Raw genomic sequence first — 14,872 nt, forward strand, 5'->3', positions numbered from 1 at the left:
GAGGTCGTCTGAAAAATGGGTTTCAGACGGCCTTTGGAATTTTTGTTACAGGCTAATCCAATTCGCCCTTTTCCCGTGCCAGTGCGAATGCCGCATCCAACTCCTTCATTAGATTCGGCGGCGACGCCTCACGGTTGTTTTTCCAATATTCTTGCCAATAAGACGACAAATCCGCCCAATACGTCTGCATCACTGTACTTTGTATCAAGATGAGAAGGCAGACCGTATAAGCAACTGCATCCTGTTGATTATATGCCGCCAATTCTACTGTTTCAGCAGGATAAAAAGCCTGTCCGTCGGACAAATAACCGTTCTGCCGATGCAAAACCTGTTGTAGTTCATGGAAATGCCGATCTGCCTCCATTCCATAATCCGCCATACTGATACGGCGCAGTATTTCATCTCCCACGTTTTCCAAATAGGGAAACAATGCAGGCGGAAAATCAGAAGTGGCGTGTTTTTTAGGCATAAAACATTTATATCTGCTGCAATGGTTTGGAGGTCGTCTGAAAAGAGGTGTCAGTCAGCCTTTAAAGTATAAGTTTATTGCTTGTTTATTTTTTAAGATAAGCGTTTCTTAATTTTGAAAATCTAAATTCTGTACAACCCATCGCACCACCCTTTTCCTCCGTACGGGAGAGGAAACAAGTTTCCGTCAGAACATATAGTGGCAGATTCCTCCGCAATGTCTTTCAATATCATGTTTTATATTTGCTTTATTTCAGGAATCAACCCGAAACATTCAAATCTGCTACCGTCTGTCCCTTCCCCCGTCCGGCGGGGGAAGGCTAGGACGGGGGTGGCTTTGCAACGTTGCAGCCGTCTTATTTTCCGCCGCACATTTCGACAATCTTTTCCAAGACTGCTTCGGTTTGCTGCAAAACTTCATTATTCCAAAATCGCAACACCCAATAACCTTGGGCATTCAAAAACGCCGTCCGCTGCTCGTCATACTCAATCTGTTCCGAATGTTGACCACCGTCCAATTCAATAATCAAACGATGCTCCATACTGACAAAATCGACGATGTATCCGCCTATTGTCTGTTGGCGTCGGAATTTTATTCCGTTCAACCGTTTGCCGCGCAAGTGATGCCACAATTTCTGCTCGGCCAAAGTCATATTCTGCTTCAGATTACGGACATTCTGTTTTAATGCCGTATTTCTTGTGCTGTACTGCATAGCCGAGTTGGCCTCAATCTTTTTCAGACGACCTATACGGAGGCCGTCTGAATCTTGCCCGTATAAAAATCTGTTTCAAAATATTCCAAGTACCACCCCCACCCTAACCCTCCCCCGCAAGCGGGAGAGGGAATCAAGTCGCTGGTGAGAATCCTAAACACACCGATATTCAGGTCGTCTGAAACCTCAACACCACTTATTCGGCTTCATCGGTCCGCCGTGCTCAATGTAATGCACAAATTCATCACGGAAATGCTTGGTAAAGCTGCGAACGGGGAAGACGGCGGCGTCGGCGAGGGCGCAGATGGTGCGGCCTGCCATTTGGTTGCCGACGGAATCCAGCAAATCCAAGTCTTCCATGCGGCCTTTGCCTTCTACGATGCGGTGGACGATGCGGTAGAGCCAGCCGGTGCCTTCACGGCAGGGGGTGCATTGGCCGCAGGATTCGTCGTAGTAGAAATAGCTCAGGCGCTCAAGGGCTTTGACCATGCACACGTCTTCGTCCATCACGATAATCGCGCCGGAGCCGAGCATGGAGCCGGCTTTGGAAATCGAGTCGTAATCCATATTGGTCTGCATCATAATGTCGGCAGGCAATACGGGCGCGGACGAACCGCCGGGGATAACGGCTTTGAGTTTTTTGCCGCCACGCATACCGCCCGCCATTTTCAGGATTTCGGCAAACGGCGTGCCCAACGGCACTTCATAGTTGCCCGGACGCTCAACATGGCCGGAGATGCAGAACAGTTTGGTCCCACCGGCGTTCGGAATGCCTTTGTCGGCAAACGTCTGACCGCCGTCGCGGACGATAAAGGGTACGGAGGCGAAGGTTTCGGTATTGTTGATGGTGGTCGGCTTGCCGTACAGGCCAAACGAGGCGGGGAACGGCGGTTTGAAGCGCGGCTGGCCTTTTTTGCCTTCCAGCGATTCGAGCAATGCGGTTTCTTCGCCGCAAATGTATGCGCCGTAGCCGTGGTGGGCGAAGAGTTCGAATTCGAAGTCCGAACCTAAAATATTTTTACCCAAAAAACCTGCGGCGCGCGCCTGGGCGAGTGCGGCTTCAAAGCGTTGATAACCTTCGAAAATTTCGCCGTGAATGTAGTTGTAGCCCGCTTTCGCGCCCATTGCGTAACCGGCGATAATCATGCCTTCAATCAGGGCATGGGGGTTGAACATGATGATGTCGCGGTCTTTGAACGTACCCGGTTCGCCTTCGTCTGTGTTGCAGACGACGTATTTTTCACCGGGGAAGGAACGGGGCATAAAGCTCCATTTCAAGCCGGTCGGAAAGCCCGCACCGCCGCGCCCGCGCAGACCGGAAGTTTTGACTTCGTCAATTACGTCGGTTTGCGAGATGTTTTCGGACAGGATTCTACGCAGCGCGCTGTAACCGCCGCGTTTGACGTATTCGTCCAATGTCCAGCAGTCGGGATTGGCGGTATCCACTTGGTCAAAAATCACGCCTGATTGGTAAATAGCCATGTTGCTTGCTCGGGTTTGTTTGGTTTGGTTTGTTCGGTTCGGGCCGCCTTTCAGACGGCCTGTTTGGTTTCAGGCTGCCTTTAAGGCCGTCTGAAAACGGCGGTTTCTCTGTTCCCCCTCCCCTGCTTTGCGGGGGGAGCGGCGGGGTGGGGGGGTCTGCGGAAACGCTTTTTTGTTTGCGGATGTGGCAGCAGTTTCTGTTGCCTCGCTGCCCCTCCCTAGCCCTCCCCCGCAAGCGAAAGAGGGGACGGATTGCTGTCGGTTCTACGGTTTCAAGCTGCCTGATGCCGCCTTACAGCCTTTTCAATTTACCCGCGTGCGTGGCTGCGCCACACACCCTACTTTATTCTCCGGCCGTCATTCCCGCGCAGGCGGGAATGACTTCCGTCGAGTAGCTTGAGCTTTCAGGCCACCTGTGTTTGATCAAAACCTGCAATCGCTATAACACCCTAAGTTACTTCAATACACCTAGGATTTTTTTAATCCTATCAAGCAAACTTATTTCAGAAACAGTTTCAACACTAAAAGCATCACAATCCAAACCTGCACCATATTGTGAATTTAAATAATTGCACCAATCGGATGGATTTTTGGGTTTAACAGATTGAAATTCCTGCCTTGCTCTTGCTACATCTTGCAATCTATCCAGAACCACATCACCGTTCCCATCCAAAAAACCATAGATGATTCCAGTTTTTATATATAAACCAAATCCTTCCCAACAAGGGTGTTCATATAATGATTCAATGTCAGAGCGAAGATTAAGCCAATTTGTTTTACTCATAAAATAACCTCCTAAAAAATTTTAAAATTAATAACAAGATTAATCTATGTTACTAAACCAACAGGTTAAATACTAAAGAACCACGGTTTTTAGGCTGCTTTTTCAGACGGCCTTTTGTGCCAGCTCGGCGAGTTTGGCTTCGATGGCTTCTTCGGTCATGAAGCTGCACATGCTGTGGTTGTTGACCAGCATAACGGGAGCGTCACCGCATGCGCCCATGCACTCGCCTTCGACGAGGGTGAATTTGCCGTCAGGCGTAGTTTCTCCGTAGCCGATACCGAGTTTTTTCTTCAGGTATTCGCCGGTATCCATGCCGCCGCGCAGGGCGCAGGGAAGGTTGGTGCAGACGGTCAGTTTGTATTTGCCGACCGGCTCAAGGTCGTACATATTGTAGAAAGTGGCGACTTCGTATGCCTGCGCCGGCGTGATGCCGATGTAGTCGGCAACAAAGGCGATGGTTTCGGGGGCGAGCCAGCCTTTTTCGGTTTGGGCGATACGCAACGCACCCATGATGGCGGAACGGCGTTGGTCGGCGGGATATTTCGCCAACTCGATGTCGATTTGTTTTAAGGATTCTGCGGATAACATTATCGGTCAACCTCCCCGAATACGATGTCCTGCGTACCGATAATGGCGACGACGTCGGCGAGCATGTGGCCTTTTGCCATTTCGTCCATGCCTTGCAGGTGGGCGAAGCCGGGTGCGCGGATTTTCAGGCGGTATGGTTTGTTTGCGCCGTCTGAAATGATGTAAACGCCGAACTCGCCTTTCGGGTGTTCGACAGCGGTGTAGGTCTCGCCCTCGGGAACGTGCATACCCTCGGTAAAGAGTTTGAAATGGTGAATCAGGTCTTCCATGCCTGTTTTCATTTCGGTGCGCTTGGGCGGGGCGAATTTGTGGTTTGTGGTAATGACCGGGCCGGGATTGACGCGCAGCCAGTCGGCACATTGTTTGATAATGCGTACGGATTGGCGCATTTCTTCCATGCGGCAGAGGTAGCGGTCGTAGCAGTCGCCGTTGACGCCGACGGGGATGTCGAAATCCATTTGGTCGTACACTTCATACGGTTGTTTCTTACGTACGTCCCATTCCACGCCCGAACCGCGCAGCATGACGCCGGTAAAGCCTTTTTGCATGGCGCGCTCGGGGGAGACGACGCCGATGCCGACGGTACGCTGTTTCCAGATGCGGTTGTCGGTCAGGAGGGTTTCGAGTGTGTCGATGTTTTTGGGGAAACGTTCGCAGAAGGCGTCGATGAAGTCGAGCATGGTACCTTCGCGGGATTCGTTGAGCTGCTTCAATACTTTGGCGTTGCGGAATTTGCTGCTCTCGTATTTGGGCATGAAGTCGGGCAGGTCGCGGTAAACGCCACCGGGACGGAAGTAGGCTGCGTGCATACGCGCGCCGGAAACGGCTTCGTACAAGTCCATCAGCTCTTCGCGGTCGCGGAAGGCGTAAAGGATGGCGGTCATCGCGCCGATGTCGAATGCGTGCGAACCGATGCCCATCAGGTGATTGAGGATGCGCGTTACTTCGGCAAACATGACGCGGATGTATTGGGCGCGGATAGGCACATCAATTCCGGCGAGTTTTTCTACCGCCAAGCAGTATGCCTGCTCGTTGACCATCATGGAAACGTAGTCCAGTCTGTCCATATAAGGCAGGGCTTGCAGGTAGGTTTTGGTTTCCGCCAGTTTCTCTGTGCCTCGGTGCAAGAGGCCGATATGCGGGTCGGCACGGACGATTTGTTCGCCGTCCAACTCCAAAATCATGCGCAATACGCCGTGCGCCGCAGGGTGTTGCGGACCGAAGTTGATGGTGTAGTTTCTTAATTTATTGGCCACCGTAGTTCTCCTCACGGACGATACGCGGCGTGATTTCGCGCGGCTCGATGGTAACGGGTTGGTAAATCACGCGTTTTTGCTCTTCGTCGTAACGCATTTCCACATAGCCGGAAATCGGGAAGTCTTTGCGGAACGGATGTCCGACGAAGCCGTAATCAGTCAGGATGCGGCGCAGGTCGGGATGATTGTTGAACATGATGCCGTACAAATCGAAGGCTTCGCGCTCGTACCAATCCGCGCTGTTGTAAACGGGAACCACGGATTCGACCACGGGGAAATGGTCGTCTGAAACCCAGACGCGCACGCGGATGCGCTGATTGTTTTTAACGGAAAGAAGCTGGCTGACAACGGCGAAGCGTTTGCCCTGCCATGCTTCGTTTTTGTAAGTGCTGTAATCGACGCCGCACAAATCAACCAGAAGCTCGAAATGCAGTTCTTCATGGTCGCGCAGCGTGGTCATCACTGAAACATAATGTTCAGGCAGACTCTCGACGGTAATCTCACCCAAAGCGGAAATAACTTTGCTTGCCTGATTGCCCAAAACGCGGCTGACGGTTTCGTATAAGTTTTGAATGCTTGCCATATCGTTCCCTCCCCTACTCGTCCCGCGCGATGGTGGAAGTGCGCTTGATTTTTTGTTGGAGCTGCATCAGGCCGTAAATCAGAGCTTCCGCAGTCGGCGGGCAACCCGGCACATAAACGTCTACCGGCACGACACGGTCAGCACCGCGCACGACGGAATAAGAATAATGATAGTAGCCGCCACCGTTGGCACACGAACCCATAGACAATACCCAACGCGGCTCAGCGAGCTGGTCGTACACGCGGCGCAGGGCGGGCGCCATTTTGTTGGTGAGCGTACCCGCCACAATCATCAGGTCTGCCTGACGGGGAGACGGACGGAAAATAATGCCGAAACGGTCAAGATCGTAACGCGCCATACCCGCGTGCATCATTTCCACGGCGCAGCAGGCCAAACCGAAAGTAACCGGCCACAACGAACCGGTACGCATATAGTTCAGCACCGTATCCGCGCTGGTCGTGATGAAACCTTTTTTCAAAACGCCTTCTATTCCCATTCCAGCGCACCTTTTTTCCATTCGTAAACAAAGCCTACCGTCAGAACGACGATAAACACCAGCATAGACCAGAAGCCGTATGCGCCCAATTCTTTGAACACCACCGCCCACGGCAGCATAAACGCAACCTCCAAATCGAAGAGGATGAACAGGATGGCGACGAGATAATAACGCACGTCAAACTTCATTCTGGCGTTTTCAAAGGCTTCGAAACCACATTCGTAAGCCGCGTCTTTTTCGGCGTAGTGGTGTTTCGGACCTAAAATCGTGCCGAGCAGGATAAACAGCACGCCGGCTGCCAGGCCGACGAGGATGAATACGAGGACGGGAAAGTAACTGGCCAACATGGTTTATGCCTAACTGGTTGACAGACAAATCTTAATATCCTGCTATTTTATCGAATTTCAAAATCCATTTAAAGGTAAATGTCGGTCAACTGTTAAAAAAATCCTAATAAATTCAATAAGTTTATGATAACGATTCTTATTTGTGTTTTATAATATACCAACCTCATTTCCTCTACTTACACAATACATCATAAAAAACTGACACAAAACGTATCAGTCATCGCCTTCCTCAATACAACAATACCTTCAAATAGACCAGATTCGCTTTTCAGACGACCTTTTGTCCGTCTTTATCAACAAGAATCTGCTAAAATCGCCCGTTTCCCATTTCAATCTGACAGCAGCAATACATGAATATCTTTTACGAAGAGTCCGGCCAATTCAAAGTCGCCGCCATCGTCCAAAAAAACGACGCCACCTACCAAGTCGATACCCAACACGGCAAACGCACCAAAGTGAAGGCGAACAACGTCTTTACCGAGTTTGACGGCGATATGGCGGCGTTTTTGGAGAACGCGCAGGCGCAGGCGGCGGACATCGATACCGATTTATTGTGGGAAGTATGCGGCGAAGAAGAATTTTCCGCCGAGGCGATTGCCGAAGAATATTACGGCCATGCACCGACCAAAACCGAGCTGGCGGCGACCTTGATTGCGCTTTACGCCGCGCCGATGTATTTCTACAAAAAAGCCAAAGGCGTGTTCAAAGCCGCGCCCGAAGAAACTTTGAAACAAGCACTTGCCGCCATCGAACGCAAAAAACAGCAAGACGCACAAATCGACGCTTGGGCGGAAGCCTTGAAACGCGGCGAGATGCCGTCTGAAATTGCGGCGGATTTGAAAACCATCCTGCACGCACCCGACAAGCAGTCGCTAACCTACAAAGCCTTTACCAAAGCTGCCGACGCGCTGAAGACCTCCGCCTACGAATTGGCGAAAAAAACAGGCGGCATTACGTCCATTCCCCAATATCTGCAAGACGGCTTTGAAATCAAATACTTCCCCAAAGGAACAGGTTTCCCCGACCTCCCCCTGCCTGAAATGCTCGACTTACCCAAAGCCGACGTTACCGCCTTTTCCATTGACGACGAATCGACCACCGAAGTGGACGATGCCTTGAGCCTGACCGACTTGGGCAACGGCAAGAAGCGCGTCGGCATCCACATCGCCGCGCCGTCGCTCTCCATTAAACCAGGCGACAAAATGGAAAAAAACATTATGGAACGCTTGAGCACGGTCTATTTCCCCGGCGGCAAAATCACCATGCTGCCTGAAAACTGGATTGCCGCGTTCAGCCTCGATGCGGGCGCGTACCGCCCTGCCGTCAGCATTTATTTCGATGTGGACAGCGAATTCAACGTCGGCGAGCCGACCTGCAAAATCGAAGCCGTCAACATCGCCGAAAACCTGCGCATCCAAACCATCGAGCCGCATTTCAACGCCGAAACCGGCTTGGACGAAGCCGGCGAAATGATGTTCGCCCATCATCAAGACCTGATTTGGTTCTATCAATTCGCCGTCGCCCTGCAAAAAGCACGCGGCAAATACGAACCCGACCGCGCGCCGCAATACGATTACAGCATTGAATTGGATGAGGAAGGCAAAGTCTCCGTCGTCCGCCGCGAACGCGGTTCGCCCATCGACATGCTGGTCAGCGAAATGATGATACTCACCAACAGCACTTGGGCGCAGATGCTCCATGATAACGACCTGCCCGGCCTCTTCCGCGTCCAACCCGCCGGAAAAGTGCGCATGAGCACCAAATCCGAGCCGCACATCGGCATGGGTGTGCAGCATTACGGCTGGTTCACCTCGCCGCTGCGTCGTGCCGCCGACTACATCAACCAAAAACAACTCCTCAGCTTGATAGACGACTCCGCCGAGCCGCTCTTCCAGCAAAGCGATGCCGAACTCTTCGCCGCACTGCGCGATTTCGACACCGCCTACGCCGCCTACGCCGATTTCCAACGGCAGATGGAAGCCTACTGGAGCCTCGTGTACCTGCAACAGCAAGGCACAAGCGAGCTGACCGCAACCATCCTCAAAGAAGACCTCGTCCGCATCGAAGGCCTGCCTCTAGTAACGCGCGCCACCGGCATCCCGTTTGACGCGCTGCCTAAAACGCAAGTCCTGCTCAAAATCACCGAGCTTGATCCCGAAAAGCAGTTTATCGCGTTGAATTATGTGAAAGCTGTCGCTCCTGCGGTTGCGTAAGTTTGCCGCCATGAAAAAAGGTCGTCTGAAAACCTTGAACTGGCCCCCAAATCTTGGACACTCATAAAAGCCTATTCAGGCACTCTGTGCAAGCTGGGTTCTGTATGCGACAGGACTCAGCTTTTTCAATTTCAAACTGCAACGCTCCCGGTTGTAGTAATCCATATAGTCATCTATCTGCTTCATCAATTCGTCCACCGTCAATTCACCTGCGTTATAGAAACACTCTGTCTTCAACACCGCAAAGAAGCTTTCCATCGGTGCATTGTCCCAACAATTCGCCTTTCGCGACATGCTTTGAACCATGGAATGCTCCGCAAGCAATTCCCTATATCCCGCCGTACGGTACAGCACGCCTTGGTCCGAATGAAGCATCGTTCCTTCGCCGGTCAGCCGGGGTGCGGCTTTTTCGAGCATTTCCTTCACCATTTCGCTGTTAGCATTGCGGCTCATGGCGTAGGCGACGATTTCTCGGTTGAACAGGTCCAAGATTGGCGAGAGGTACAGTTTGCCGTCCTTTCCTTTGAGTTCGGTCACGTCGGTCAGCCATTTCTCGTTGGGCTTTTCGGCTGTGAATAGGCGTTTGAGGAGGTGTTCCGATATCTCGCCCATGGCGGGATGGCGGTAGGCTTTTTTCGCCCGTATGAGGGCTTTCAGTCCTAGCTGCCTCATCAGCCGCGCTGCTTTTTTGCGGTTCCAACCCAATGCTGCGGCAATGCGCCTTTGCCCGTAGCGTCCTTTATGCCGCCGGTAGGTTTCGACAAGGAGGGCTTTGTCGGCTGCGTCGGGGTCGGGTCGGTCTTGGTGGTGGTAGTAAAAGCTGCTTTTGGCAGGTGTGCGATGTGCAGCAGGTATTTGAGCGGGTGTTGCGCCCTCAGTGTTTGGACGGTTTGGCTTTGTCCTTTTCGGTCCGCTTTTGGCTGAGGGCTTTTAACTCCTTTAGGTAGGCAACCTCTGCGCGCATATAGCACAACTCTTCGATAAGCTCTGCCTGTGTTTTTTCGTTGTCGGGTTTGTCGGCGATGAAGGGGTTTTTGTGGTGTTGGGGCATGGTTTTGGATTGGGGATGTTCGAGTGCGCCGATGCCGCCTTCCTGATAGGCGCGTATCCATCGCCGCAGGTGGGTTCGGGAGATGCCGTAGTGGTCTGCGGTACGCTGTTGGCTGCGTATATGCAGGTAGTAGAGTACGGCTTGGTATTTGAAGTGTAATGTATATTTGGTCATAAAAAAACTGCACCTTGTAAGTTGGAGGGGGGGTGTCCAACTTTTGGGGTGCAGTTCACCTTGGATATAGGTTTTCAGACGACCTCTTTTACGTCTTAACAGCCTCTAGCGAGTTTCCACCCGTTTGAAATCCCTCGGTCGGAAACCCAGAGCAGCCAGCGAAACGAAATACAAACCGGCACCTATCGCCACCAGAATGCACAACTGACCAGCTTTATGTAAACCGCCGACATGCACCCACTCAAACGGCAGATAAGCCTGCGCCGCCCACAATCCGCCACCCATCACGACAAGCGACAGCAGCATTTTACCCAGAAAACTCCCCCACCCTTTACCGGGTTGGTAAATACCATGTTTGCGCAACAGGTAAAACAACAATCCCGCATTGATACACGCGCCCAAACCGATGGCAAGCGAAAGCCCGACGTGTTTCAGAGGGCCGATAAAGGCAAGGTTCATCAACTGCGTGCAAACGAGCGTAAAGATGGCAATTTTGACCGGCGTTTTGATGTTTTGCCGCGCATAGAAACCAGGTGCCAACACTTTAATCATGATTAAGCCGATTAAACCGAAAGAATAGGCAATCAGCGCATGTTGCGTCATCTGCGCGTCAAACAGCGTGAATTCTCGGTACATGAACAGCGTCGCCACCAACGGAAACGACAACACCGCCAGACCGACCGCCGCCGGCAGGGTCAGCAGCATACACAGGCGCAAACCCCAGTCGAGCAGGCCGGAAAACTGCTCCGTATTCTGATTGGCCGCATGTTTGGACAAAGTCGGCAGCAAAATCGTACCGAGCGCAGCCCCCAAAACGCCGCTGGGCAGCTCCATCAGGCGGTCGGCGTAATACATCCACGAAACGCTGCCCGATTGCAGATAAGAAGCAAAAATCGTGTTGATCACCAAAGAAATCTGCGCCACGCTCACGCCCAAAATCGCAGGCGCCATCTGTTTCATCACGCGATTGACTGCCCTATCTTGAAAATTCAGCTTAGGCAGTTTCAAAAAGCCCAGTTTCGCCAACCAAGGCAGTTGGAAGCCGAGCTGCAAAATCCCGCCGACAAAAACTGCCCAAGCCAGCGCGGTAACGGGCGGATCAAAATAGGGTATGAAATACAGCGAAAAGACGATAAAAGAAATATTCAAAAACGTCGGCGTAAACGCAGGAATGCTGAACTTATGATAAGAATTCAGTATCGAACCGACAAAGGAAGACAACGAAATCAATAAGATATAAGGAAACGTAATCCGCAGCAAATCGATGGAAAGCTGGAATTTGTCCGCATCCTTGGCAAAGCCGGGCGCGGAAGCCCAAATCACCCAAGGCGCGGCAAGAATACCCAGCGCGGTAACAATCACCAGGACAAACGACAGCATCCCCGCCACATGGCGGATAAACGCCTCCGTCGCCTCTTTCGAACGCGTTTCCTTATATTCCGCCAAAATCGGCACGAAAGCCTGTGCAAACGCCCCTTCCGCAAATACGCGGCGCAGCAGGTTCGGCAGTTTGAACGCCACAAAAAAGGCGTCGGTCGCCATACCTGCACCAAACGCTCGGGCAATTACCGTATCGCGCACAAATCCAAGTATGCGCGACACCATCGTCAAGCTGCCGACCTTGGCCAAAGCCCCTAACAAATTCATCCGTTTTATTCCTTCAAAAGCCCAAACGTCGTCTGAAAGCGCGTATTGTACGACAGAATATGCAAATCTAGGCAACTCAGTCTCCAGACGGGCAAATGTAGAGTAGATGCAAAAACTTTGCTTCACTGCCTGATTCTTATGTTGCCCAACCATCCAAAAGGTCGTCTGAAAACCCAGTTTCAGGTTTTCAGACGACCTTTTACCTTATCAAATCACTTCAATACATTACCCGATGGGAATCAGCAGTGAACCAGCGTGCCTTCGTCTTCGCCGGTAATGACGCGTTTGAGCGAGCCTTGTTTGGCGATGCCGAAGACGACGATGTTGAGTTTGCGTTCGCGGCAGAGGGCGAAGGCGGTCGCGTCCATGACTTTGAGGTTTTTGTTCAAAGCTTCGTCAAAGGTGATGGTTTCGTAGCGCGTCGCGGACGGGTCTTTTTTCGGGTCTGCGGTATAAACGCCGTCCACGTTGGTGGCTTTGAGCATGACGTCGCAGTTCATTTCTGCTCCGCGCAGGGCGGCGGCGGTGTCGGTGGTGAAGAACGGGTTGCCGGTACCGGCGGCGAAGATGACGACTTTGCCTTCTTCAAGGTATTGGATGGCTTTGGGGCGGGCGTAGGTTTCGGCGATTTGCTGCATGGAAAGCGCAGATTGTACGCGCGCTTTGATGCCGAGGGTTTCAAATGCGTCTTTGAGTGCCAACGCGTTCATCACGGTCGCCATCATGCCCATGTAGTCGGCGGTGGCGCGGTCCATGCTGCCTGCTTGGGCGGATACGCCGCGGAAGATGTTGCCGCCGCCGACAACGATGCCGACTTGTACGCCCATTTTGACGACTTCGGCGATTTCACCGACGGTTTGGACGATGGTGTCGTGGTTGATGCCGAAAGGATCGGAACCCATCAGGGATTCGCCAGAGAGTTTCAGTAATACGCGTTTGTATTTGATTTGCTGTGTCATGGGATACCTTGCTTTCTTTGGGTGGATAGCGCTGATTATTCAGAACGAACCGACCATTCATTCCAAATGTTCAGTTCATCCTGTGGCGCTGCTTCAATTCGGGGAAAGGGCGTCTGATTTTTCAGACGACCTTTCCGGATGTTTGGCTGACAGGGTAACGCGTTTTCCGTGGGTGTATGGGTTTGGATAAATTATTATGTGTTGATTATGATGAAATATTCTATTTCCAACAGTATTCTAAACAGTGTAGCTCTCAAAAAAAAGCACCCTGATTCGTTTGGAATCCAGGTGCTTTCTTTTTCATCTCTGCCTTACACTTTAGCAGCAGCGGCAACTTCGGCTGCGTAGTCGACAACGGCTTTTTCGATACCGTCGCCTACTTTGTAACGTACGAAGCTGATAACTTCGGTACCGTTTTCTTTAGCGAATTGGGCAACGGTTTGGTCAGGGTTCATCACGAATGCTTGACCGTTCAGAGTGATTTCAGCCAAGAATTTGCGGATACGGCCTTCAACCATTTTAGCGGCGATGTCGGCAGGTTTGCCGGAAGCGATGGCTTGCTCGGTGTAGATGTGGCGTTCTTTTTCGATGGTTTCGGCATCTACTTCGGCTTCGGTTACGCATTGCGGCTTAGCGGCAACGATGTGCATACCGATTTTACGCGCTACGTCTTCAGAACCTTTGAACTCAACCAATACGCCTTCGGTAGCCAATGCACCGTGGATGTAGGCAACCAGTTGGTTGGCGGTGTCGATCACTTGGAAGCGGCGGACAGACATGTTCTCGCCCAATTTGGCGATGATGGCTTTGCGTTCTGCTTCAACCAGTTCGCTCAGTTCTTCAACGGTAGCCGGTTTTTTCTCGGCAGCGGTTTTCGCAACGAAGTTGGCGAATTCTACGAAGCCTGCGTCTTTGGCAACGAAGTCGGTTTCGCAGTTTACTTCAACCAATGCACCGACATTGCCGTTGATGGCGTAAGCCAATACGCCTTCGGCAGCGGTACGGCCAGCCAGTTTGCCGGCTTTCGCGCCGGATTTGATGCGCAGGATTTCTTCGGCTTTTTCGAAGTTGCCTTCGGCTTCAACCAAGGCTTTTTTGCATTCCATCATGCCCAGGCCGGTAGCGGCGCGCAGGTCGGCAACCATTTTTGCAGTAATTTCTGCCATTTTGAATCTCCTAGATTTTGGGGAAACACGGGGTATCCGTGTTTGGGAATGGGGTCGTCTGAAAAGGCTTTTCAGAACGGGATTTGAGAAAAGGGGCATAACGCCCCTCTTCGGTTTGCCGGATTACTCGGCGGCAGCTTCTTGGGCAGCAGCTACGGTTTCTTGCAGCGCTTGGTTTTTGCCTTCCAAAACTGCGTCGGCGATGCCGCGGCAGTAGAGGCGGATGGCTTTGGCGGAGTCATCGTTACCGGGGATAACATATTTCACGCCGTCAGGGCTGTTGTTGGTATCGACTACGGCGATAACGGGGATGCCCAGTTTTTCAGCCTCGACCAGAGTACCTTTTTGGTAGCCGGTGTCGATAACGAAAATCGCGTCAGGCAGGCCTTTCATGTTTTTGATACCGCCCAAAGAACGTTCCAGTTTTTCAACGTCGCGTTGCATTTCCAGAATTTCTTTTTTGTTGAAACCGCCTTCGGCAGCGTTTTCCAAAGCAGCGGTTTTTTCTTCCAGGCGTTTGATGGATTGCTTAACGGTTTTGTAGTTGGTCAGCATACCGCCCAACCAACGGTGATCGACGAAAGGCATACCGGCGCGGGTAGCTTCTTCGCGGATGATTTCACGCGCCTGGCGTTTGGTGCCGACGAACAGCACGGTGCCTTTGTTGGCAACCAGACGGCGTACGGCTTCTTGCGCTTCTTGGAACATCGGCAGGGTTTTTTCCAGGTTTACGATGTGGATTTTGTTGCGCGCACCGAAAATGTATTGTGCCATTTTCGGGTTCCAGAAACGGGTTTGGTGGCCGAAGTGAACGCCGGCTTCAATCATCTGACGCATAGTAATTTGAGACATTTTATTTCCTTGAAAGGGTTAAGAGCACACATTCAATCGCATAGAACTTGATAGGCTGCGCCTATTGTCAAGCACCCTTCGGCGAAAGTGGGC

At 51.8% G+C, this 14,872-nt stretch carries 16 protein-coding genes; 1 reads left to right on the forward strand and 15 read right to left on the reverse strand.

Annotated elements, in window-relative coordinates; translation table 11 throughout:
- Positions 1-52 precede the first annotated feature (52 nt).
- The 9 genes from AAG834_RS07480 to AAG834_RS07520 form a co-directional block, all read right to left on the reverse strand.
- A complete protein-coding gene (locus AAG834_RS07480) occupies positions 53-469 on the reverse strand; it encodes a hypothetical protein (protein ID WP_107825090.1) in 417 nt (138 codons plus the stop codon).
- Positions 470-824: 355 nt separating this feature from the next.
- A complete protein-coding gene (locus AAG834_RS07485) occupies positions 825-1,181 on the reverse strand; it encodes an endonuclease domain-containing protein (protein ID WP_342031751.1) in 357 nt (118 codons plus the stop codon).
- A gap of 186 nt (positions 1,182-1,367) precedes the next feature.
- On the reverse strand, positions 1,368-2,663 hold the full coding sequence (nuoF, locus tag AAG834_RS07490) for an NADH-quinone oxidoreductase subunit NuoF (protein WP_342031752.1): 1,296 nt from the start codon (positions 2,661-2,663) through the stop codon (positions 1,368-1,370).
- 454 nt (positions 2,664-3,117) lie between these two features.
- The gene (locus tag AAG834_RS07495; RefSeq protein ID WP_203026635.1) at positions 3,118-3,447 is read right to left on the reverse strand and encodes a hypothetical protein; all 330 of its coding nucleotides are present in this window, start codon (positions 3,445-3,447) and stop codon (positions 3,118-3,120) included.
- A gap of 102 nt (positions 3,448-3,549) precedes the next feature.
- Complete coding sequence (gene nuoE, locus AAG834_RS07500) at positions 3,550-4,035, reverse strand: NADH-quinone oxidoreductase subunit NuoE (RefSeq protein ID WP_203026637.1); 486 nt, start codon at positions 4,033-4,035, stop codon at positions 3,550-3,552.
- Positions 4,035-5,291 (reverse strand): NADH dehydrogenase (quinone) subunit D, encoded by a 1,257-nt coding sequence (gene nuoD / locus AAG834_RS07505; RefSeq protein WP_009310869.1) that lies wholly within the window; start codon positions 5,289-5,291, stop codon positions 4,035-4,037. Before nuoD ends, nuoE begins: the two co-directional genes overlap by 1 nt.
- On the reverse strand, positions 5,281-5,874 hold the full coding sequence (locus tag AAG834_RS07510; protein WP_342031753.1) for an NADH-quinone oxidoreductase subunit C: 594 nt from the start codon (positions 5,872-5,874) through the stop codon (positions 5,281-5,283). Before AAG834_RS07510 ends, nuoD begins: the two co-directional genes overlap by 11 nt.
- Before the next feature lie 13 nt (positions 5,875-5,887).
- The gene (locus AAG834_RS07515; RefSeq protein ID WP_003677002.1) at positions 5,888-6,370 is read right to left on the reverse strand and encodes a NuoB/complex I 20 kDa subunit family protein; all 483 of its coding nucleotides are present in this window, start codon (positions 6,368-6,370) and stop codon (positions 5,888-5,890) included.
- Positions 6,361-6,717, reverse strand: coding sequence for an NADH-quinone oxidoreductase subunit A (locus AAG834_RS07520; RefSeq protein ID WP_003765068.1), 357 nt, complete (start codon positions 6,715-6,717; stop codon positions 6,361-6,363). Before AAG834_RS07520 ends, AAG834_RS07515 begins: the two co-directional genes overlap by 10 nt.
- Before the next feature lie 350 nt (positions 6,718-7,067).
- Between AAG834_RS07520 and AAG834_RS07525 the strand changes: the two genes are divergently transcribed.
- Complete coding sequence (locus AAG834_RS07525) at positions 7,068-8,930, forward strand: ribonuclease catalytic domain-containing protein (RefSeq protein WP_342031754.1); 1,863 nt, start codon at positions 7,068-7,070, stop codon at positions 8,928-8,930.
- Between the two features lie 75 nt (positions 8,931-9,005).
- Here the strand turns inward: AAG834_RS07525 and AAG834_RS07530 are convergent, their stop codons facing one another.
- The 6 genes from AAG834_RS07530 to rpsB form a co-directional block, all read right to left on the reverse strand.
- Positions 9,006-9,785, reverse strand: coding sequence for an IS3 family transposase (locus AAG834_RS07530; RefSeq protein WP_342031768.1), 780 nt, complete (start codon positions 9,783-9,785; stop codon positions 9,006-9,008).
- Between the two features lie 19 nt (positions 9,786-9,804).
- Complete coding sequence (locus AAG834_RS07535; protein ID WP_342031755.1) at positions 9,805-10,155, reverse strand: helix-turn-helix domain-containing protein; 351 nt, start codon at positions 10,153-10,155, stop codon at positions 9,805-9,807.
- A gap of 105 nt (positions 10,156-10,260) precedes the next feature.
- Positions 10,261-11,802, reverse strand: coding sequence for a murein biosynthesis integral membrane protein MurJ (gene murJ / locus AAG834_RS07540; protein ID WP_342031756.1), 1,542 nt, complete (start codon positions 11,800-11,802; stop codon positions 10,261-10,263).
- A gap of 239 nt (positions 11,803-12,041) precedes the next feature.
- The gene (gene pyrH / locus AAG834_RS07545; RefSeq protein ID WP_003712995.1) at positions 12,042-12,761 is read right to left on the reverse strand and encodes a UMP kinase; all 720 of its coding nucleotides are present in this window, start codon (positions 12,759-12,761) and stop codon (positions 12,042-12,044) included.
- A 311-nt stretch (positions 12,762-13,072) separates the two neighbouring features.
- Complete coding sequence (tsf, locus tag AAG834_RS07550; protein WP_003765122.1) at positions 13,073-13,927, reverse strand: translation elongation factor Ts; 855 nt, start codon at positions 13,925-13,927, stop codon at positions 13,073-13,075.
- Positions 13,928-14,050: 123 nt separating this feature from the next.
- Positions 14,051-14,779, reverse strand: a complete 729-nt coding sequence (rpsB, locus tag AAG834_RS07555) for a 30S ribosomal protein S2 (protein ID WP_003759405.1) — start codon at positions 14,777-14,779, stop codon at positions 14,051-14,053.
- Positions 14,780-14,872 lie beyond the last annotated feature (93 nt).

It is taken from the genome of Neisseria sp. Marseille-Q2251 (genome assembly GCF_940793045.1).
In the GTDB taxonomy this organism is placed as follows: Bacteria; Pseudomonadota; Gammaproteobacteria; order Burkholderiales; family Neisseriaceae; genus Neisseria.

What these genes read in the sequence shown, in the direction of transcription:
- AAG834_RS07525 (WP_342031754.1), top strand. Translation starts at nt 7,068, where the DNA reads ATGAATATCTTTTACGAAGAGTCCGGCCAATTCAAAGTCGCCGCCATC.
- rpsB (WP_003759405.1), bottom strand. Translation starts at nt 14,779, where the DNA reads ATGTCTCAAATTACTATGCGTCAGATGATTGAAGCCGGCGTTCACTTC.
- nuoF (WP_342031752.1), bottom strand. Translation starts at nt 2,663, where the DNA reads ATGGCTATTTACCAATCAGGCGTGATTTTTGACCAAGTGGATACCGCC.
- AAG834_RS07510 (WP_342031753.1), bottom strand. Translation starts at nt 5,874, where the DNA reads ATGGCAAGCATTCAAAACTTATACGAAACCGTCAGCCGCGTTTTGGGC.
- AAG834_RS07515 (WP_003677002.1), bottom strand. Translation starts at nt 6,370, where the DNA reads ATGGGAATAGAAGGCGTTTTGAAAAAAGGTTTCATCACGACCAGCGCG.
- AAG834_RS07535 (WP_342031755.1), bottom strand. Translation starts at nt 10,155, where the DNA reads ATGACCAAATATACATTACACTTCAAATACCAAGCCGTACTCTACTAC.
- pyrH (WP_003712995.1), bottom strand. Translation starts at nt 12,761, where the DNA reads ATGACACAGCAAATCAAATACAAACGCGTATTACTGAAACTCTCTGGC.
- AAG834_RS07480 (WP_107825090.1), bottom strand. Translation starts at nt 469, where the DNA reads ATGCCTAAAAAACACGCCACTTCTGATTTTCCGCCTGCATTGTTTCCC.
- AAG834_RS07485 (WP_342031751.1), bottom strand. Translation starts at nt 1,181, where the DNA reads ATGCAGTACAGCACAAGAAATACGGCATTAAAACAGAATGTCCGTAAT.
- AAG834_RS07495 (WP_203026635.1), bottom strand. Translation starts at nt 3,447, where the DNA reads ATGAGTAAAACAAATTGGCTTAATCTTCGCTCTGACATTGAATCATTA.
- murJ (WP_342031756.1), bottom strand. Translation starts at nt 11,802, where the DNA reads ATGAATTTGTTAGGGGCTTTGGCCAAGGTCGGCAGCTTGACGATGGTG.
- tsf (WP_003765122.1), bottom strand. Translation starts at nt 13,927, where the DNA reads ATGGCAGAAATTACTGCAAAAATGGTTGCCGACCTGCGCGCCGCTACC.
- AAG834_RS07520 (WP_003765068.1), bottom strand. Translation starts at nt 6,717, where the DNA reads ATGTTGGCCAGTTACTTTCCCGTCCTCGTATTCATCCTCGTCGGCCTG.
- nuoE (WP_203026637.1), bottom strand. Translation starts at nt 4,035, where the DNA reads ATGTTATCCGCAGAATCCTTAAAACAAATCGACATCGAGTTGGCGAAA.